The sequence below is a fragment of the Pseudomonas sp. SIMBA_041 genome (assembly GCF_046535095.1).
Lineage (GTDB): Bacteria > Pseudomonadota > Gammaproteobacteria > Pseudomonadales > Pseudomonadaceae > Aquipseudomonas > Aquipseudomonas mucoides.
In genome coordinates this window covers 70,186-90,605 of sequence record NZ_JAWRXJ010000010.1, presented here as the reverse complement: position 1 = coordinate 90,605, position 20,420 = coordinate 70,186, and the positions used below count along the sequence as shown (strand labels likewise).

General features: G+C 50.7%; 14 protein-coding genes, 1 other RNA gene and 1 pseudogene. 14 read left to right on the top strand and 2 right to left on the bottom strand.

Annotated elements, in window-relative coordinates:
* Positions 1–136 precede the first annotated feature (136 nt).
* From SB725_RS23165 to SB725_RS23140, 6 genes and pseudogenes are all read left to right on the top strand, one after another.
* A complete protein-coding gene (locus SB725_RS23165; protein WP_059181645.1) occupies positions 137–412 on the top strand; it encodes a hypothetical protein in 276 nt (91 codons plus the stop codon).
* A gap of 234 nt (positions 413–646) precedes the next feature.
* Complete coding sequence (locus SB725_RS23160; protein WP_027924436.1) at positions 647–898, top strand: hypothetical protein; 252 nt, start codon at positions 647–649, stop codon at positions 896–898.
* Between the two features lie 114 nt (positions 899–1,012).
* Positions 1,013–1,410: a transfer-messenger RNA gene (gene ssrA, locus SB725_RS23155) on the top strand.
* Positions 1,411–1,592: 182 nt separating this feature from the next.
* A complete protein-coding gene (locus tag SB725_RS23150; protein WP_410922635.1) occupies positions 1,593–2,828 on the top strand; it encodes an integrase domain-containing protein in 1,236 nt (411 codons plus the stop codon).
* Between the two features lie 159 nt (positions 2,829–2,987).
* Positions 2,988–3,314: pseudogene (locus SB725_RS23145) on the top strand (hypothetical protein); the annotation flags it as partial.
* 42 nt (positions 3,315–3,356) lie between these two features.
* Entirely contained in the window at positions 3,357–4,097 is a 741-nt protein-coding gene (locus tag SB725_RS23140; protein ID WP_410922634.1) for a hypothetical protein, read from the top strand.
* A gap of 64 nt (positions 4,098–4,161) precedes the next feature.
* Here the strand turns inward: SB725_RS23140 and SB725_RS23135 are convergent, their stop codons facing one another.
* Together SB725_RS23135 and SB725_RS23130 are read right to left on the bottom strand one after the other, a co-directional pair.
* Complete coding sequence (locus SB725_RS23135) at positions 4,162–5,208, bottom strand: inovirus-type Gp2 protein (protein WP_410922633.1); 1,047 nt, start codon at positions 5,206–5,208, stop codon at positions 4,162–4,164.
* A 376-nt stretch (positions 5,209–5,584) separates the two neighbouring features.
* Positions 5,585–5,815 carry a helix-turn-helix transcriptional regulator gene (locus tag SB725_RS23130; RefSeq protein WP_410922632.1) on the bottom strand — a complete coding sequence of 77 codons (231 nt, stop codon included), beginning with the start codon at positions 5,813–5,815 and terminating at the stop codon, positions 5,585–5,587.
* Between the two features lie 355 nt (positions 5,816–6,170).
* Between SB725_RS23130 and SB725_RS23125 the strand changes: the two genes are divergently transcribed.
* The 8 genes from SB725_RS23125 to SB725_RS23090 all read left to right on the top strand — a co-directional run bounded on the left by SB725_RS23125 (position 6,171) and on the right by SB725_RS23090 (position 20,404).
* Positions 6,171–6,443 carry a hypothetical protein gene (locus SB725_RS23125; protein ID WP_410922659.1) on the top strand — a complete coding sequence of 91 codons (273 nt, stop codon included), beginning with the start codon at positions 6,171–6,173 and terminating at the stop codon, positions 6,441–6,443.
* 79 nt (positions 6,444–6,522) lie between these two features.
* A complete protein-coding gene (locus SB725_RS23120) occupies positions 6,523–7,491 on the top strand; it encodes a DUF932 domain-containing protein (protein ID WP_410922631.1) in 969 nt (322 codons plus the stop codon).
* A 111-nt stretch (positions 7,492–7,602) separates the two neighbouring features.
* Positions 7,603–8,100, top strand: a complete 498-nt coding sequence (locus SB725_RS23115; protein WP_410922630.1) for a JAB domain-containing protein — start codon at positions 7,603–7,605, stop codon at positions 8,098–8,100.
* A 693-nt stretch (positions 8,101–8,793) separates the two neighbouring features.
* Positions 8,794–10,479, top strand: coding sequence for a DNA cytosine methyltransferase (locus SB725_RS23110; RefSeq protein WP_410922629.1), 1,686 nt, complete (start codon positions 8,794–8,796; stop codon positions 10,477–10,479).
* A gap of 220 nt (positions 10,480–10,699) precedes the next feature.
* Positions 10,700–12,814, top strand: a complete 2,115-nt coding sequence (locus SB725_RS23105) for a hypothetical protein (RefSeq protein WP_410922628.1) — start codon at positions 10,700–10,702, stop codon at positions 12,812–12,814.
* A 3-nt stretch (positions 12,815–12,817) separates the two neighbouring features.
* The gene (locus SB725_RS23100) at positions 12,818–14,356 is read left to right on the top strand and encodes a hypothetical protein (protein ID WP_410922627.1); all 1,539 of its coding nucleotides are present in this window, start codon (positions 12,818–12,820) and stop codon (positions 14,354–14,356) included.
* A 385-nt stretch (positions 14,357–14,741) separates the two neighbouring features.
* A complete protein-coding gene (locus tag SB725_RS23095; RefSeq protein WP_410922626.1) occupies positions 14,742–19,766 on the top strand; it encodes an ATP-binding protein in 5,025 nt (1,674 codons plus the stop codon).
* Positions 19,767–19,858: 92 nt separating this feature from the next.
* The gene (locus SB725_RS23090) at positions 19,859–20,404 is read left to right on the top strand and encodes a very short patch repair endonuclease (protein ID WP_410922625.1); all 546 of its coding nucleotides are present in this window, start codon (positions 19,859–19,861) and stop codon (positions 20,402–20,404) included.
* Positions 20,405–20,420: the final 16 nt, after the last annotated feature.

Genomic DNA, 20,420 nt, shown 5'->3' with positions numbered 1-20,420 from the left:
GCAGTACAGCAAAAATTTAGAACCCTGACGTGCCGCCGCAGTCCACTGATCAAGTCCCGCAAAAGTGGGACCTTCCCAACACTCGGCAGCCCGTCCTGATGGTCAGAATGACTGGCCTCAGTTCAAGGAGATACACATGAAACGTTCTGTACTGTTTGGTCTGTTCGTTACTGCCTCACTGCTGGCTTCCCCCTCGTTTGCCGCCGAAAAAGATCTATGCGCGGTCAATCTGCAAACCATCGAAAACGCACAGGCACAGATTCCTGCGGAGATGGCTGACCAAGTAGCGGACTCCGTCAAGCAAGCCCAAGCGGACCATGCAAAAGGCACCAAGGAAGGTACTGACGCTTGCATCGCCGAGACCAATGACACCATCAAGATGATCAAGGACGCGAGCAAAGGCGGGAAGTAACCCGGCTCTGGGCCGACCTTCGGGTTGGCACGCTGGCTCTAACCGATACACATCCAAAACCCGCCAATTGCGGGTTTTGGTGCATTTGGGGTTTGATAATCCCTTATAGTGCCATTGCTTCCATCAGTCAGTTTTTCCATAGCTTTTTTTGCACAAACCGAATTACTGTGCCGCGCCGTAGTCTTTTAGATAAGCCCATCAATCGTGGCTGACTATCCGCTCGAGGAGATACCCATGAAACGTACCGCACTCGCTGGTCTGTTCATTTGCGCTGCAATGTTGGCCTCTCCGGTATTTGCTGCGGACAACAACCTGTGTACGAGCAAGCTGCAAGAACTCGAAGCCAAAGTGAATTCGCTGCCAGCGACCGCCACCAATGCGCCGGAGATCAAAAGACTGTTGGCCAGCGCCAAAGCGTCACAAGCCGCCAAAGATGACAAAAAATGCGCCACCGAGGCCAGTCAGGCATTGGCGATGGCCAATTGAACAACGAACCAACCCATGATCAATCGAAGCCCACCTTGCGGGTGGCCTTCTGAAGCGTGTTGGCGTACACTGCACAGGCCTGTTGCTCACTTTGATTCACCGAGTAGCAGGCTCGGGGCCGTTTAGGATTCGACGCCGGTTGCGAAACTTTAGGTGCATGCCGAGTTGGTAACAGAACTCGTAAATCCACTGTTGCAACTACTTATAGTTGCCAATGACGAAACCTACGGCCAGGAATTCTCTCTCGCTGCGTAAGCAGCTTTAGATCCTGAGCTTCTGGTACCTTCGGGTCCAGCAATCACCAGGGGATGTCTGTAAACCCAAAGTGATTGTCATATAGAACAGAATCGCCGTGCAGTACGTTGTGGACGAAGCGGCTAAAACTTACACAACTCGCCCAAAGCACCCTGCCCTTCGGGTCGCTGAGGGTTAACTTAATAGAAACGGCTACGCATGTAGTACCGACAGCGGAGTACTGGCGGACGGGGGTTCAAATCCCCCCGGCTCCACCAAACAAACATCTAAAGACGTCCAAGGGCGTCTTTTTTTGTGCCTGAAATCCAGTAAATACGGGGCTTTCAGGTCCAACTGGGTCCAATGGTATCTGAACTCATCCTACAATTCGTGTATTCCACGTGGTATTCCAAACCCACGACTGGTATTTTTTGGAATACACGCAGTACCGGAGATCACCATGGGTGCTCAAACAACGCGGCTTTCAGACGTCAAAGTCAAAGCAGCGAAACCAAAGGAAAAAGACTACATCCTCACTGATGGCGACGGCCTTCAGATGAGGGTGAGAGCCAATGGCTCAAAACTATGGAATTTTAACTACATTCACCCTGCAACCAAAAAACGGATCAACATGGGCCTTGGTACCTTTCCGGAGGTGAGCTTGGCTCAAGCCCGGAAACGGACCGTAGAAGCCAGAGAGTTGGTGGCGCAAGGGTTAGATCCGAAGGAGAAGCGTGACGCGGATCGGCAAATATTAAGAGCGACTACGGAACATACCTTTAAAAACGTTGCCACCGCGTGGTTCGAACTCAAGAAAGACGCTGTTACCACTGCCTACGCTGAAGACATCTGGCGTTCGCTGACGCTGCATGTTTTCCCCGACCTGGGTACAACCCCGATCTCAGCGATCACCGCACCGGCGGTCATAAAGTTACTTAGACCGCTTGAGACCAAAGGCAGCCTTGAGACCGTAAAGCGGCTAAGCCAGCGTCTTAACGAAATCATGACTTACGGCGTGAATTCCGGCTTGATTCACTCAAATCCACTCAGCGGGATTCGTTCGGTTTTCAAGAAACCAAAAAAGAAAAACATGGCAGCGCTCGCACCAGACGAACTGAAAGAACTAATGGTGACGGTGGCCAATGCCAGTATAAAAAGGACTACACGCTGCTTGATTGAGTGGCAGCTCCACACCATGACTCGTCCCGCAGAAGCAGCTACCGCACGATGGGCAGACATCGACATCGACAAGAGGATCTGGACAATACCTGCGGAGCGGATGAAAAAGCGTCGGACTCACATCATCCCACTTACGGAACAGGCTTTGGGGCTTCTAGAGGCTATAAAACCGCTTAGCGGCCATCGAGAGCATATTTTTCCAGCAGACCGGAATCCCCGGACCCATTGCAACAGCCAAACGGCCAATATGGCTCTGAAGCGCATGGGTTTTGAAGGTCGCCTGGTGAGCCATGGAATGCGCTCAATGGCCAGTACCATCCTCAACGAGCACGGCTGGGATCCTGAGCTGGTCGAGGTTGCGCTTGCTCACGTTGACAAGGATGAGGTACGTAGCGCGTACAATCGGGCCGATTACATTGAGCGTCGACGCCCAATGATGAAGTGGTGGAGCGAACATATCAAGGAAGCGGCTACCGGAAACCTTTCAATATCCGCAATCATCGATAGCCTAGACTGAAGCTACTCTTCGATGAGCTGGAAGATCAACGTCTTATCTTCGGGAGGCGTGTGAGCAGGCGTTCTCTTGCAATCGACAGAGCTAAGTGAAGGCAGCGTTTTTTTCGCTGCCGAACTGTTTGTTAAAAATCTGACCATGATGAGACATAGAGCGCGCTGCTCAGGGGTTATGCATGCAAACGCCATACGGACACTCCTACATGACATGGGATACAAACAAATCACTCGACACGGTTTTCGTTCTTCATTCCGAGACTGGGCTGGGGAATGCACTCACTACCCACGTGAAGTATGCGAAATGGCGCTAGCGCATGATGAGCGAGATTAAACTGAAGGGGCATACCCGCGTACTGATTTTCTCGATAAACGGCGCGACCTAATGCACGACTGGAGCAAACTCATTACGTCCCCCTCAATAGCCATGTGGGTAAAACACGCCCCTCCCGACCAACATCCCTCCACCGATTCGACAATGCGGCCTCGATAACATACGAATAACCCAACTTCATTAAAGATCAGCAGAAAAAAAATGAAAGAAAAAAAGCCCACATTATTTACGAGAACGCAGCTCGCCACACAAGAGAATGAACGCATCGGCAACATCACGATTGATAAAGCCATCGCTAAGAATCGTGAGTTACTGCATCACCATTTTTTTTCACCGCTTTCTGAAACTGAGGATTATCTAGAACTGTTAGAAAGCATCCGTTACAGCATCAGCAACCCTGAGCTTCAGGGAAGGCTAGAAGAAAAATGGAACACCGAAGCCAACAAGCACGACGACGAATTCACTATATTACTTCAGCATGTGAAATACGCCTGCTTATACTTGGAGTTAGCCAGCGCTGCCGAGCAAAATAAAGCCCGCGACAGAGCTTGGGCCCTTAATAGTTACGCCAGTTTAATGATTGGCGAAATCATAGAGCGTTCCGCAGCAATCCAAAACCTTAACGAAGCTGATAGACGCTCCGAACGAAACAGCAATAATGCCCGGGGCCGAAATAAATCTGTATTACCTGTAAAAGAGGAAGCCGCAAGACTATTGGAGGAATTGCGGCCTGAAGCAGGTTGGCCTTATAAGTCAACCGCAGTAGCGGCGCTAGAACGTCATTTGGTCGTTTTTATCGAAAGCAACAACATTTCTGGCGTACAGATCTCCAACATAGAAAATTGGCTGACCAAATGGCTGCGTGAAGATGAACTCGTAAATCACGTTTGGGAGAAAACCAAGCGTCAACAGGGAAATAATAAATCAGAACAAACAGGCTAATCACCACAGGGCTCTCAGCGCTGCGCAGACAGCTCGACGGCGCTGACCCCTAGGCTATGCACTCCTAAACAACAATTACTGCTCTTGGTCTACCACGCGCGCCTTTAGGGCTAGGGTATAACCCTTTCCCCATGCCGCGCCCTTTGGTTTGAAGTTTCATATATAAATCCGTCTTGGTGAGATAAAACACAGCTTTGCACAAACCTGCGCGCAGCTCGGCATCCGCATGTTCAATCATCCCAATCCCACAGCTCGCATAGGTAAGCTTAACCGCATTGCAGTTGTAGTACAGGCCTCGACCTTTCGTAATCACCTCCGTCCAATATTCCCCAATCCGCTTGGCCAGAGTTATGTCTTCTCGAACCTTGGAGCCGTCAAAGAAAAACATCATGTGATAATGGAAGCCTTTCTCCGGACCGTGCTCCAGTTTCCAGATGTAGCCCACCATATCATCAAACAGCTTGTTCGACCTCGCGTTCTCGAACAGGCGCTGTCGATCTTGCTTAGCTTGAGCCTGCGTCGTCCTAGAGTTTTCTTTCGAATAGGAAAGATCAATCCTCAGCACCAGCAGTCTGGCATGGCGCTCAAACAACGCATCTACATATTCTGTGAGTTCCTTGTAGTTTTTATTACTCGACCGCTGATAGCTGTTGAGCGTCGCTAGAAAGCTCTTAGATTTGACTTCTTGACGAATCTGCTCCACACACTCGTTCAGGTGCACCATGAGCTTACGAACTTCACTTGCGGTGCTCACCTGCAATAACGGAGGCGGAGGATACAATTTGAATTCTATAAGGCGGCTAATCGCCATATCTAGATACGGTTCAAATTTGTAAAGCGAATTAAACCGACTGCCGTTCGGGATGTGTTCCTTTAGAAGCCTGAGCAGAATATTGCCTGGAGCATTGCTCTCGAGGCGTGCATTGCCGAAGTCATCCACAACACGGATCTTAAACGCATCTCCTTCTGTTTTTATAAGCCTTCTGACCAACCACGATGCGCTCTTCATAATTGCAATCAGACCATTATTCAGAGCACCTACTTCTATGCCCTCTACCGTTAGCCCAATCTTACTCTGGAGCGCTGCAAGGCGCTCTTCATCACCTTTCACAAACACCTCTTCTTTTCTAGGAAATTTAACTGTCAATCACATTACTGATTGATCTGGCTGTAGACCAAGTCAATTCATTGCATTTTGATATCTGTAGACACACCTCACCTCTCTACTTACACGCAAGCATGGGTGATGCTTGCTGAATAGTTACTAACCTCTAGAGTAGTAGATCTAATTATTATCTAGAGGAGTAATACAGATAACATAAAAACCAAAAATATTAAGGCAAGCCGATCCGATCAAAGCACTGCCAGTAGTGCACCTCGCAATAGAAACATTGGTTAAAAACGTATACGGAGTTAGTGTTCGAATTCAGTTGAAAATAGTAAAGGGAATTTCAGCTCCATTCACCAGCGAACAGGTCTTTGAAAGATTAGCGCGCCTCCTTGGCAGACATGCGCTGCTCGAGCCAGGTGGTGATTTCGGAGTCAATCCAGCCGATGGCCGCTGCCCCTAATTTGATTGGTTTGGGGAACGTAGCGTCGTACCTCGGCGACTGGGTGTCCATGCGGTCGTAGATCGTTGACCGCCCAAGGCCGATACGATCGATCAGTTGCTTCAGGCGCAAAATCCTCGGGTAGAAAACGGCTTCTGTATTTGTCACTTGCCTTCTCGTCATGTGTTGGGAATGACGCGACTTTAGGCCACCCTCTCCCTGGACTTAAGGTTCCAGCGCCCAGTATTTTTTTTCGGCGAGTCGAACACCTGCTTTGACTGGGTCAGAGGGCGTGCTGCCTCCAATAGGAACCAAGTGCGTATACGAGGAACTAACTCTGCATGTTTTTTGACTGACAAACGCTGACCGTTGGGGGTGGGACGACCAACTGCTTTCGCTCCAAATGATTTTGAAACTCATTACACACCTATATCACGGTACTGAATTCATCATGGATGCTTCAACCATGTCATTTCGGTGCCCTTTCTGTAACTCGCAAAAAATCGCTTTTCATAAAACAGCCATGCGAATCGGTGCTGTTGTCGGCGCCGTCGGAGGCGCAGCACAAGGTGTCAGCGCCGCGCTCGCAGCAACCCGCACAGTCCCTCCTGTCGGTGGCATTGCCGATCCATTCGCTATCACGCTCAGTACAGTCTCTAGCGCCATCCTCGGCGGACTGGCCGGGGGCGTGAGCGGCTGTATTGTTGGCGCTCAACTTGGCGAAAAGCTGGATCGTCATGTACTGGCCAATAACTTCTGCCTGACCTGCGGGCATCGTTTCAACCTTCCAACCTAATCAATCTTTCTGATTTCCCCGTCAAGTGCTGCGTTCTACGCAGCGCTTTTGCCGCTCTATACCCAAAGGAACCACTCTCATGGCACATCTCGTTGAACAAATGGCATACGTTGGCGATGCACCCTGGCACGGCCTTGGCTCTGCGTTGTCGCCGAAACAGCCTCTAGAAATCTGGCAGCGTGAAGCCGGAATGAATTGGCAGATCCAGGAAAGCCCGGTTCATTTTAAAGCGGATGCATCTGGTCACCTCGGCACCATCCACTCGTTCCCAGAACAAAAGGTGTTGTATCGCTCTGACACCAAAGCCCCGTTATCGGTGGTATCCAATCGCTACCAAGTGGTACAGCCACGTGAAGTTCTGGAGTTCTACCGAGACCTTACCGAGTTCTCAGGTTACGAGCTGGAAACCGCTGGAGTGCTCAAAGGTGGTCGCAAGTTCTGGGCACTTGCCAGAACGGGCCAGGCGACAACCCTGAGGGGCAATGATCAGGTCAACGGCTATCTGCTGCTGGCGACCTCGTGCGACGGCACATTGGCTACCACTGCGACCCCTACCACCGTTCGCGTGGTCTGCAACAACACCCTGAGCATTTCCCTGAGCGGCGCCACCCACGCCATCAAAGTGCCGCACAGTACGCGTTTTGATCCGCAAACCATCAAAAAACAATTGGGCATTGCCGTCTCACGATGGGACGAATTCATGTACCGGATGCGCGCCCTCAGCGAACGCAAAGTTCAGACGAAAGAGGTCATAGGCTTCTTTATGGACGTGCTGTGCGACACCGGCGCGCATGACCCGATTCCCAATGTACTGCCCAACAAACGAGCTATGGAGAAGGTACAAAGCCTCTACGAAGGTAAAGGCAGAGGATCTGATTTGGAGTCCGCTCGCGGAACAGCATGGGGCTTGCTAAACGCCGTGACTGAATATGTGGATCATGAAAAGCGTGCCAGGAGTTCTGAGTATCGAATGGATTCGGCATGGTTTGGGCAAGGCGCAGTAATCAAACAGAAGGCACTAGATGCAGCGTTACAACTCGTTGCGTGAATCATCAAGCACAGCATCGCCGAGCACTCTCCCCTAATGCCAGCACCGCCCCTCCAGTAACTGCGCCACCCACCATCGTGTGCATTCACGCGTTCGGATAGGAATCCCAGCATGAAATATCCCAAGCTCAAATCCGGTGAAACGACTAACACCTTTGCCCTTGAATCACCACTCACCGAGGCAGACGTCTTACAGATGGCTCAACAACTCGCGATGTACCGCCTGTCTAAAGGACGGGCGCTGACTGAGCGCAGGCTCGTATTCAGTCACCTACAAACGCTGCTGCAATTTCATGATTACGAAGTCTTTGCTTTGTTACTGCTCGATACCGAGCACCGGGTTATTGGTTTCAGGGAACTATTCAGAAGTCCTTTAGAGGGGGGCGGCGTTTGTCCACGAGAAGTGGTGAAAATCGTAATGGAACATAACGCTGCAGCTGTGATCCTGGTTCATAACCACCCCTCCGCCATCCAGGAAACCAGCCAAGCCGATCGCACGTTGACCACGCCCCTTAAAAACGCCCTGAACATGGTTGGCACCCAGATTTTGGATCACGTTGTGGTGAGCCAGGAATGCTGCAAATCAATGGCAGAGCGAGGACATCTGTAATCGGCACGTGCGAACCCAGCCAGTTTGGCAGGTGGCACCTGAAACTCTCACCGAGTCAAATCACCTTAAAACGAGGAGCCCCCATGGTGTTGATACGTTCTTAATCACACTTTTAACCTTCATCAGAGTGCTGGCAAACGCTTCAGCAGAAGTGTTGACTGTAATCCTGATTCTGCGATTTCCGCCGATCCTGATTGCCGTTGGCACCGCTTTACTGCTCTTTCAATGGCTTCTCAAGCGCCTCTCCAGCTTCGAACAAAAGGCAGAAGGTGACAGGAGGCGGAAACGCCTCCTGTCGGCATAAATTCATTTTTGTATCTGATCAATCGAAAACCCAAGCTCTTTTTCTGCGGGACCCACCGTGCCTCCTTGTTCGGCACGCCTCGCGCGAACGTCAGGAGTAATTCCCGCGTCGCACTTTCGCGAACCCAAGGGCGGGCATGCGAGTTTTGCTGCTCAGAGCTTCTTTTAATTAATTGAGCTATGCACCAGTCGACGAACGTGCCTTGTACGAATCGCCTCAAGACCAATACTGTATATAATCACAGCAATCCAACTCATGCCTTTCAAAAACACCTGGATATAACTGCTTACTCTTCAATACACTCCCTAAGCTAGCGACTGATTAGGCCTGCATAGGGCTGCGCTGAGAAGAGATTGATCGGATTTCAGACCGGCTGAAGGAGCTCAACAATGTGGGTACCACCAAGCGAAGCCCCAGGCTTAGCCGATGAAATATTTTTGAATGAATTCAACGATTTAAGTGAATGTTTCAATTTCAAACCAAGCCAGCCGCCAGGCAGCCCAAGCGATGGCGTTTGCTTGCGGCAAAATCCGTTATCCATCACTATTGCCCCCTCGACGCCTACCGAGCAACCTCTAGTCAACTTGCCGAATAAACCTCAATCATCGGTGGCGAAAAAAGACCACCATCGTTCTGCCTATATAGGCGATAGCCAAGGGCTTCGCGAGACGCTCCCTACCCTGAAAACGACCGTATCCGGGCAGGAGCCCATGAAAAATATCGAAACCCACCCCCCGTTACCCGCCCACGGGCAACCTTTGATGTTTGCAGATCTCTTTGCGGGCTGTGGAGGCTTGTCCCTCGGCCTCTCGCTCGCAGGGCTAAATGGCGTTTTTGCCGTCGAACGCGACAAAATGGCCTTTTCCACGCTGTCGGCGAACCTGCTAGAAGGGCGTGACGTGCCCGTCCGCCAGTTCGAATGGCCCTCTTGGCTGGAAAGAAAGGCCTGGGGTATCGATGAAATTCTTGAACGGCACCCACTTGAACTTTCCAAACTTAAGGGCAAGGTGCATGTGCTTGCAGGAGGTCCTCCCTGCCAAGGATTCAGCTTCGCAGGGAAGCGGCTAGAGTCCGATCCACGAAACCAACTGTTTGAGAAGTACGTGGAAATGGTCAAGGCCATTCAGCCTGCAGCCATTGTCCTAGAAAACGTACCGGGCATGAAGGTCGCGCATAAAGCCAAATCTTGGAAAGAGCTTGGGATACAAGTTAAGCCCCAATCCTACTATGACAAGCTTGTCGAAAGCCTGGACCGAGTCGGCTATCAGGTCCTCGGCCGAATAGTGGATTCATCACTTTTCGGAGTACCCCAGAAGCGCCCACGCTTAATCGTAATTGGGATTCGCAAGGATCTCGCTCGTCATCTTCGTGGCGGCGCCACCAGAGCCTTCGAGCTATTAGAGGAGGCTAGGCTGAAGCAACTGCAAGATCTTGGCCTTCCAGAAACCGTCAGCGCTTCGGAGGCCATTTCTGATCTGGAAATAAGCCACGCGGGGACCCGACCATGCACTGATCCCTCTTCTCGGACCGGCTTTCAAGAGCTTGCATATAAGGGGCCTCGGACACCTTACCAAACCCTCATGCAACAGGGAGTGGACGGTTCCATGGACAGCGTACGATTGGCAAAACATAAGCCCGAGATCAGTGAACGGTTCATGAAGATCATTCAGGACCCAGAGTGCACCAAGGGCGGTTTAATGAGCTTGGCGCAAAGGGAAAAATATGGTCTCAAGAAGCACCGCATATGCCTAATGCGAGCAGAAAATCCCGCACCAACAATCACAACGTTACCCGACGATGTGCTCCACTACAGCGAGCCCAGAATACTGACCGTCCGAGAGTCTGCACGCCTCCAGTCGTTTCCCGACTGGTTCCAGTTCCGCGGTAAATTCACTACAGGTGGCAGCCGACGAACTAAGGAATGCCCGCGCTACACGCAGGTGGGCAACGCTGTCCCTCCCTACCTCGCGAGAGCCATTGGGCTAGCCATCAGGTCGGTACTAGAGGAAGCCGTGGCGGCCTCTAGCCAACAAGCAGTCGATGAAGTAGAACAACAAACCTTGGCCATAGCTTAAAACATAGGACTCGAGGGAAATGGATGGCACCCGACTGGAAGGACCGCGCGACCTCGCTCCCTTGTCGTTCGGGCTTGCCATCCTTCGGATCGACAGCGGCCAATGAAACAAGCAACTGCTTAGGGGAAGCCATCTTCCCCAGCTCCAACTCTTTGCAATTTAATCGACCTGGCTCATCTAAAGGTCGCAGCAGCTCAAGCAATTGTATTCAAGGGATAACATGGAATTTGAAAAGCAAGATGAATTGCTTTACCCAGAGGGTCTGATCAACTGGTCTGGGGCCAAGAAAGGAGGAGTCAGGCAGCCCTTTCAAGAAGAGTCCGGAAGGCCGGTAAAAGAGCAACTAAAAACCCCTCTAGTAGAGAAATTATCGAGCTGGGTTGAATCAGTTATCGCAGGCACCTCTGGAACTCCTTCGGCCATCTTACTGGTCGGCGGGCCCGGAAATGGGAAAACTGATGCGGTTGAGGGGGCAATCGAGACTTTTGATCGGCTAAGCGGTGCGGGTGGGCAGCTGCTGGCTAGTTTCTCGAATCAGTACAAGAACCCCTCAGGGTCCCTCCCCCCTCGACGAACCGAGGTTGAATTCAACGGTATCGTACCTGATGTTAGTGGCATGATTCCTGTTATCCAGTTGGTTCAAGACGCCACTGAAAAAGACCCGGCGCAACCAGGTGAGACAGCAGAGTCGCTGCTACTAAAAGAACTGCGGGCAATTAGGTACGGCGAGTACAAAGGTATTTACATCGGCTGTGTAAATCGCGGGATTCTGGCAAACACTTCAGCGCTTGCCATCCGAACCGGCGACACAGAGATGGCTTCATTTATCGCAAAAATCGTCTCCGCCGTGAGTGGAGGCGTAGATGCTCCAGCTTGCTGGCCCCTTCAAGAAAGCAACCTCGCATTATGGCCCATGGACGTGGACTCTTTGGTTGCCCCCCGTGATGGCGATTCAGGCAGCACAGTTGCACACCTAGTACTAGAAAAGGCCCTGGCCGAGGAAAAATGGAAGCCAGCGTGCAACAACAAGGCAGACTGCCCGTTTTGTCAAAACAAAACTTTGCTGGCGAGCGAAAAAGCTCGCGATAACCTGATCCAATTTCTTTACTACTACGAGCTCGCATCTGGCAAACGATGGACGTTTCGCGACTTGTACTCACTGGTGTCTCACCTTTTCATTGGGGAACCAGGATCCTTGACGATTGACGGTAAGTCTTACACGCCTTGCGACTGGACGGCCAAGATGCTCCAACTGGAGACGAAGGGCCCCAGCACGTTGGCAGGAGCTCGTGCTCGCTACTTGTTGACCTCTCGGCTATATCATCACCGGCTGTTCTCCAACTGGCCCCGACTAGCCTCAGGCAAGCATCTCGAGGCTTATCACGCAGTGTTCGCAGGGTCAAAGGTACCAGACCAGCTTGACGAAAAAGCCTTCAACATGGCGAAGTATCATTTCGGGTCTCTTAAAGCCCTAGCCGAGAAAGAACACACTGCGATCAGTGAACTTCTGTCAGGTGATTTCGCCACCTTCCTGGACCCCGCGCTCTTATACGGCGAACAGAAGATGTATACCGAGGCGAAGGATGGAAAGATAGTTACCGTCAACGATGTGGATGAGCACTTTAGTCTCTCCATAAAAGATGGACTGGAATTGGTATCTAGCCGTCTGGCACCGAGCGAGCGCAAGCTACTTGCACAGCTATCGGAAGCAGACGAAGCCCTGATGGACCAACACCATCCTGCCAAGGTATCCAGACAAGTGCGGCGTCTGCAGTCCTCCATGAGACAGTTCGCAGGAAGGCTTGTGAAACGGAGCCTCGGATTAAAGTACGGGGTATCCAAGGACGTAAAGCTATTTGTGGATTACGCCGGTTTATACCAGAGCGATTTTCAGCATGAAAACCTCGAAGACCTAGTCGAGCAATTAGTAAACGAAGACAGGCGAGTTTTTAAGATCCCCCTATCCACGACTTTTGGTCAGCCCGTTGCACACTGGGATAGGGAAGTTTCGCTACGTGTCCGCAGCGTCAAAACTTCAATGGAAATGTTCCTAGGAGATGCTTCCCGGCCAGCAAATCGCTTCCCGTTCATAAAAGTTCACAACAGGTATATACCAGTCACTTTTGCGCTCTACAAGGCACTCGTGGAGCTTGAGGAAGGGCTCGACGCCGCCTCCCTTCCACAGGAGGTGTTTGCCCTATTCGACGAAGTGAAATCGGTAACTGCTGGACAAATTGCAAGGGATAAAAATTTCGTAGACGGTAACGTTGAGCTGACCATAGGCCAGGACACCTACACGTTGAAAGTTAGCAAATCTATCCGGTTTAGAGGGTGAGTCATGGACAAGCTAAAGGACTACTTGAATGACCCCTGGGGGAAATCTAGTTCGCACAAGACTTACAAGAATAGCTTCTTGCATTTGACACCGTCGCCTGAAGTCACAACTGGCGAAATCCTGCTCGCGTCTCTATATAGGAACGTAGGATTCGCAGATAGCAAAGCTGGAGAAGCAGTCTGGGTGCTTGGAACACCTTTCAAAAAACAGTTGGCAACTGGGAAGCGTCCGGATAACGCGCAAAGCGAGGTGGCGTTTGATACCAAGCTGTGGAACACGGTAGTAAATTGCGTAATTGCCACACCGAATCTCTCGGGACAATCCCGCCAACGAGGAAGCCAAATCGCCCCGCTCGTACCCGATGCCACGCTATATTCCATGTCTGCACGGCTTACGGGACATCCATGGAACCCAGGTAAACTAGTGGCAAGAATGATTGCCCTTGGTAGCGATGACTACGACACAGCTCTAGCAATCTGGCAGAAACTTTTCTATAAGCTAAGCGTCACGTCAGAAGAAGATGATGTTTGGGCCAGAATGCTGCAATCGGAATTCGAGTCCTGGCGTGTAAAAAAGATAAGTGAAGCCTGGCAGTTGCCGAGCGAATTCCCGCAGGACGAAGGCATCTTTCCCGGCCCGTTAAACCTTGATTTCCCAGCCAAGCGCTTTGTTGAAGATCTCCACGTAGTGCTCGATTTAAAGCAGGACCTCACCCGTAGGCAATGGGTAAGCATGTTGGAGTCTTTATGCCGGATTGGAACCGCAGCTCATGTCACCTGGTGTTGCCACGCTAATAACAAATGCTGCGAACTTATAGAGGAAGCGCTGAGCCTAGGGAAGATCCGTAGCGAAGACGAAGTATCTGAAGAGCTATCAACAGGAAAAGGATTTTGGAGTCTTGGCCAACTTACAGCGAAACCGATAAAGGAGGCAGCACGTCATTATATCGAAGGGCGTGGCGCCCTGAATTTGTTGATGTATATGCTGGAGGATGCCGGCTTCGATATGTCGCAGGTCAGCCTAGGAACTACTGTCGAGATCGCCGAAACTCTGGACTATCTAGCCAAGCATCGCGATAAGTTTGACTTCAAACTGTATCTTAATAACTTTAACCAAATAATAGAAAGTGACCCCAAGATTGCAGAATGTAAGAAGGGCTCGTCGAAGAACGTGTTGGAGTTTCTAGAACATGTTGCTCGCCAGCGCATAACTTCCGAGGCCGGACTCGAAGGTTATGATCAGGGGTACTACATGGAGAAACGCGGTAACCACAAAAGCTCACCGCGCGTTGTTGGTCTCGGCCCCCTGTCAACGTTGCTGATGGTCCATTGTGCAGCTAGTCGGGTAACAGGCCCCTGCACCGTTCAGAATCTTTGCCAGCAGCTGGCCGGATATGGTATCAGCGCCGAAATGGCACTAGGGAAAGGTGAAAGCTTGAACAAGAGACTAAGAGATATGTCCATCGCCATCGATAGCCCAGATGCCGAAGGTGGCATGGTTATCACAAGCCCCTTGGCGAAAGCCGGCAAAGAAGGAAACTAAAGTGATCGGTGACTTTATAGGGTATCTGGTATCGAAGATACGAGCAGAAGCTGGACACTTTATCTCGTCGGAAGTTAACGACTTGAGGGTCACATTCTGTGCCCCTCCAGGTGGCATTCTCGACGAGATCTACGACAGATTCGATGCAATGGGCCCCCGTTTGGAGCTAGAGTCTGATGGCCATGTAATGCGGGTGCCCGTATTACGGGTTCAGGAAGGAGTTGAAGACCCCTCACACCAGAATACCACCCGGTGTTCGAGTAACCATGTCGTGGCGATTAGAACCTCATATGGCTCTTACTTGGCACTTTCGACCATAAATTCCCCCCCATTACTATCTACAGATACCACAGCAAACAAACTGGGTTTGAATCGGGTAAATCACGTGTCTTTCTCTACATGGAAAGATGAACCTTTCGTTGATGATGTCTTTAATGCAGTCTTGAGCCGGTTTAAAGAAGTGCCTGCAGAGGTAAAAGAACTAGCCTGGGAAGCTCTGGAGGAGGCCTTCATCGAGTCTGCGCAGACCGGAGACATGCAAGAACCCTGGGAGTTGCTCCGGGCCTTATACGATCTAGGGGGGAATGGAAAAACCAGCCGGGACCTATGTCACGCCCTTGGAGTACCCAAACTGGAAGAAGGCGAACCTCCCCAGCCAAATTTGAACTACAACATTGCCAGCTACATGCAAACTCATGGCTTCACGGCCGGTATCAACTTGCTGCAAGAGGATGCTGGCTCAGAGGAGGTTTCCGAAGCTCTGAAACTTTTGAGTCAGGATTTCGTGATGCTGTACCGGACGCCACAGAGATTCGTTACCCGCCCGCTCGGAAACTACGCTAAAGCCGGGAATGCTGAAAGGGCACAATGGTGGCACGTACTTTCGCAATCCGTGTGGGTAGAGCTGCTCAATCAGGAAGAAAGTAAAGATCTGGGCACGGTCAAAGTTATCTGCTCCAATGAGTTGTTCCGCCCTACTTTGAATAGCCAATTGGCAGTTGTAAAAAGCTCACCCCAATTCCTACTCCGCGTTGACGAGGAGTTATTGGGCGAGGAACTCTCTGTGTACCGTGCCTCAGGTCGGAAAACCCTTGAGCTGATTCAGACGATCACCATTAGTGATCTTGAAACTAATTGGGATGATAATTTGTGGCCTTGTGATCATGAACAGTACGTTCGCTATGAATTCGCCTGCAAAAAGCAGGAAAAGCCTGCCACATTCAAATTAATATCACTGGAGTCTTACCTCCCTAAAGTGGTACTAAACTGCCGATCAGCCCAGAAATTAACTCCTTTTAAAAAGAAAAGGGTAGGCCGTGGAGCGAAGACCACCGTTCAATACGAATGTGAATTGGTGACTAACGGTACCGGCACCCAGACTATCGAGTTCTTTCATTGTAATTCTGTGAGCCTGCCTGACAGTATTCACGGTCAACTCGGCGAAGGGATAAACGCTAGCGAAGTAGTTTGGCCATTAACAACCGCCGAGGTACAAGAGGGCCGCGCATTAGCCGTTATTGAGATTACCGAAGATTGTCAAGTCAGCTTCGAGATGAGCCTTTCAGAGTTAGACGACCCGATCATCTATACCCTTAATATTAGCGCCAACGAATTTACGGCCAAAGGGGCCTCTAGCGAGTTCGATAGGTTAGTCACCAACAACTGCACTCGCTCTGAAAACGTGGCCAAGACAGATGTCGAGCAATCCATGTTGACTCTCCTTGAGCAATGGATTTTAGAGAGTGAGGAGTCATACCAACCATTGGTCATTGGCCCCGGTTTTAAGGAGAGCTGGCATCAACCAGATTGGACCGTGCAACCCCGTATTTCCACCCGTCACCTGTCCTTAGATCCGCGCCCAAGGACGGACGAGCTAGCCCCCCCTACCGGTTACCTACAAGCCAGAAAAGAAGCACGGGAGCTTCTAAAAAAACTTTGTGACGATAAAGGATGCACTATCGAGGCTCTCAGCCTGGGCCAGCTCATGCTGGATAAGGATAACCGCAGCATTATTGAGCGTTACGTGTGCGAGTACGTAGACTGGCTATCTGCGCCTAACTCCCTCGCAGCCTGGGCAGACCTAATCACAGTTCACAAGGCTCAGCAGCAAAGCCACTTTCTAGAATCCAAACCTCTCGCGGTACTACTGTCGCCCTTTCACCCTGTTCGGTTGGCTTGGCAATGCAATGCCCAGCAACTCATGCAGGATTCGATTAATGCAGGATTACCCTGTCCGGTTGCCGGGATCATCGAGCCATACAGTTTTCCCGACTGCCTGGCTCTGAAGTGCAGGGATATGGACGGCCGTTTTAATCCAGCAGGGTACGTCACCGTTAAAAGCTCGTCGGATTACTGGTCAGTCCTGTGGCGGGCCGATCTAATAGCCGAGGTGAGCAAAGGCAACGACGAAGAGGTATTTGGCAATGATCTGGGATTGAAGATCGAGGGAATGGTAAATGGTTTCAATAGGCAGCAGGTGAAGCGCTCCTTAGACGAAATCCGCCACCTCTACCCTGCCAAGTCCACTCTCCGGATTTCCCTGCACAGCGACTCATCTGGGTATAGCTCCTGCAATGATGGAATAGATGAATGGTGCCTGGAAAATCTTGGGCCGGATGCCGACGAATGGTCTCCTGCCCATGGTTTAACACTTCAGATCATAGATAGGAGACCTCGGGTAGAGCAGCCCAGGCCAGCAGTGCTTGCTTCACTAACAGAGCGCTCAGGCACCAAGATTAGGTGGTATACCAATAGCAAAGAAGATCACGCTGTGCGGGATCTTTCCATCGTCGACCACTTGCAGACCATGGACCAAGAATTCCGCAAAGACGGCGTACTTTCCCCTGTTGATCCTACCTGTGTATCCCGCGTTAGCATCAAGAAAAACGCGGCTGCCCACAGGCAGTACTTATCTCTATCCAGAGCTGGCGAATTCGTTAGTGAGTCAACTGGTGACGTGCTGCAGGATAGCTTGTCCCGAGCACTGGAGTTGCTCGAATCCGGTTGTGTCAATGACGCAAAGTTTGACAGCCTTAGCTTCGCACCCAACTTACAAACTTTGAACAACTCGCTGAGGGATACGCGCTACAGCGCCATATCTTCTTCTGCCGTCGACGCTACCTGCTTTCACAGCCCCGGCAAAGACGCATACCTGTGGGACTTTGAACTGCCACGTTATGCGCCTGGTGCGGGGCAATCGAGCGGATTCTATTTGGTGGCAAAACAGTCACCAACCATGGTCACGGCGGTGAGGAACGTGCTGAAACAGCTCCCCGGCACAAGAAACGTTAGCGACGAACAAGTGGCTTCGCTGCTTGACGAGGTTTCTCGGCGCGGGATCCCTACTCTAAAAAGGCTGACCAGCGGGGGCTCTGCCAGCCTGGGTGAAGTAGGCATGCTGATAGCTGCACGCTTGCTTCAGTCAGACTTCCAACGCGGTAGTGAAGGAAAGGGTTTGGTTCCTGCAATAGGTAACCGCATGGTGAATCTCGTGATCCCGGCGGACGTATTCCAGCCGCGTTTCGACGAGTTACGCAAAGCCCTAGGCGCGGAGACCAGAGAAAGGCCTGACTTGCTTGTTTTAAGCATCGCCTTCGGCATAGATGTAGGGAACGAGTTACTCGAGCCGAATGCCCTCAAGATCACGCCAATCGAGGTGAAGGCCCGATCCACCGAGATGACAGAAAGACAACGTGACGAAGCGTTAACGCAGGCTAAATCGTTCGCCGGATTTCTCAATAACTTGAAAGAACGCGGAAAAGATTCTGCCCTTTGGGGAATTGCTTACCGTGACCTGATATCCAGCTGGCTGGATTATGGCTTCCGTGTTTACGGTGAAACTGACGTAGCTCAGGCTAGTCCTCGCTGGGTTCAGTATCACCAGCAAACTATCGCAAGATTGATGTCGAACAAGCTCGAAATCGAACTCGACCCTGAAGGGCGTCTGATATCAATTGAGAACACGTCCAAGAGCCGAGTCGTGTGCACGGGGAAAAGCCCTCTAAAAAACACTGCTATTCTCGGCTTAGAGTTAGCTGGAGCACTGTTGGCTGGTAATCAGCCACAGGTCGTTGCAGACATGGTGAAGCAGGTAGGTGACTGGAAGCTGCTGGCAGTCAGCAGCTCCACTGCGGAAACAATAACCGAGGAAAAAAAACCGTATCTCGGAGATAAAGAAGAGCCCTCCGGACTTATCGAGAATTCTCCCGAGTCAAACGAATCATCGTTGCAGCCAGAAGAGCCCGCTCTTACAAGCAATGAATCTGAAATCATTGTACCCGAAGCTGTCGCTGGACTTAATTTCAGAATTGGCAGCACCAAGGATCTAATTGGAAGTAAAGAAGTCATTTTTTACCCGGGTAATACTGAGCTAACTAATATCAACATAGGAGTAGTAGGCGATCTAGGGACTGGAAAAACGCAATTACTGAAATCACTCGTTTACCAGATGGTAAAGCAACCAGAGCAAAACCGAGGAGTGGCTCCTAAGGTCTTGATTCTGGATTACAAGCGGGATTTCAGCGACAAAGAAGATAACTGCCAGTTCATTAATAAGGCTAAGGTTAAGGTCGTATCTCCTCACAAGATACCTCTGAACTTATTCGCGACAGGCGGAGATAATTCCAATCGGACGATGCTCGACAAAATCGGCTTTTTCCGAGACATCCTGCGCAAAATTTTCTCCGTGAACGCGCCGGTTCAGGATAAAAATCTTAAGGAGGCCATCAAGGCGGCTTATCATCACACGAGGGAAGACGAAGGACGAGATCCTACTATCTACGACGTTTTCAAACACTACGAAGCGATCGTCGATAAGCCCGACTCCGTGACTGGAATCATCAGCGATTTGGTGGACTACGAGATCTTCGAAGATGATCCGACAAAAATCGTTAGCTTCGACGAATTTTTTGAAGGTGTTGTGGCCATTGACCTGAAAGACCTCAGCGATGAGAAGCTGAAGAAAATGGTAGTCGTTATTTTCCTTAATCTCTATCTAGACTACATGTTGAGGGTAAAAAAGAAGCCTTTTCTGGGTACAGACCCACAAACACGCTTCATCGATTCCTACCTATTGGTAGATGAGGCCCACAACATTATGCCTTACGAATTTGAAGTACTAACTAAACTCTTGGTACAAGGTCGAGCATTCGGAGTCGGCGTAATTCTTGCCTCCCAGTATTTCAGCCACTTCAAAACAACGCGGACAGATTACCTAGAGCCGATCGGGAGCTGGTTTATCCATCAAGTACCAGGATTAACAGCGAGAGATCTAGACAAAATTGGCCTACCTGCCGCCTCTGACAGCATGGTAAATCGCATATCAGGCCTGGAGAAATTCAACTCCCTCTGCAAAACACTTGATTGGAGCGGGGAGTTCATCGAGGAGGTCCCCTTCTATCAACTTGACTAACTAGCAAGTGACAGGAGCAATAAACTGACCTCTTGATCTATATACCTCAGTCGAACGCCATTATTCCGTTCGACTTGAGGTGTTATTTGAGCATGTGTAAGCCTTATAGGTTTTTCGATACTTCAGAAGAGGTAATTCGTGAACTGTCTCTCTACGAACTGGTCAACGAAGGAAATAGAGACCTTGCCGAGGAGATTTCAAACCGGAGGCCAGATATGACCGACTTCCTTTCTCCTAATGAGCGGTCAGAAAGGATGGCCCGAATCAAAGGGAGTAACACCCGCCCAGAAATAGCGCTGCGCAAAGTGCTGCATAGCCTTGGCCTACGCTACCGCCTGAATGGGTTAGGCTTGCCCGGCAAGCCCGACCTTGTGTTTCCCCGGTACAAGGCCGTTGTTTTTGTCCATGGATGCTTCTGGCATCGACATTCCAACTGCAACATCGCCACGACACCAAAAAGCAACACTGAATTTTGGGTGGAAAAGTTCGAGAAGAATGTCGCCCGAGATAATCGAGTGACCTCGTCTCTAAAGTCAGCAGGATGGAAAGTATTCATAGTTTGGGAGTGTGAGGTGGCGTCTGCCAAAAAAGCTAATGCAACCGGAAAGCGAATTGCGGATTTAATACGAGCAGAATAGCAGAACAACTTTCTAA

Excerpts from the sequence above, each read along its gene's own strand:
- SB725_RS23110 (WP_410922629.1), top strand. The coding sequence starts at position 8,794 with ATGTGGGTACCACCAAGCGAAGCCCCAGGCTTAGCCGATGAAATATTT.
- SB725_RS23125 (WP_410922659.1), top strand. The coding sequence starts at position 6,171 with ATGCGAATCGGTGCTGTTGTCGGCGCCGTCGGAGGCGCAGCACAAGGT.
- SB725_RS23100 (WP_410922627.1), top strand. The coding sequence starts at position 12,818 with ATGGACAAGCTAAAGGACTACTTGAATGACCCCTGGGGGAAATCTAGT.
- SB725_RS23120 (WP_410922631.1), top strand. The coding sequence starts at position 6,523 with ATGGCACATCTCGTTGAACAAATGGCATACGTTGGCGATGCACCCTGG.
- SB725_RS23090 (WP_410922625.1), top strand. The coding sequence starts at position 19,859 with ATGTGTAAGCCTTATAGGTTTTTCGATACTTCAGAAGAGGTAATTCGT.
- SB725_RS23160 (WP_027924436.1), top strand. The coding sequence starts at position 647 with ATGAAACGTACCGCACTCGCTGGTCTGTTCATTTGCGCTGCAATGTTG.
- SB725_RS23140 (WP_410922634.1), top strand. The coding sequence starts at position 3,357 with ATGAAAGAAAAAAAGCCCACATTATTTACGAGAACGCAGCTCGCCACA.
- SB725_RS23165 (WP_059181645.1), top strand. The coding sequence starts at position 137 with ATGAAACGTTCTGTACTGTTTGGTCTGTTCGTTACTGCCTCACTGCTG.
- SB725_RS23150 (WP_410922635.1), top strand. The coding sequence starts at position 1,593 with ATGGGTGCTCAAACAACGCGGCTTTCAGACGTCAAAGTCAAAGCAGCG.
- SB725_RS23115 (WP_410922630.1), top strand. The coding sequence starts at position 7,603 with ATGAAATATCCCAAGCTCAAATCCGGTGAAACGACTAACACCTTTGCC.
- SB725_RS23105 (WP_410922628.1), top strand. The coding sequence starts at position 10,700 with ATGGAATTTGAAAAGCAAGATGAATTGCTTTACCCAGAGGGTCTGATC.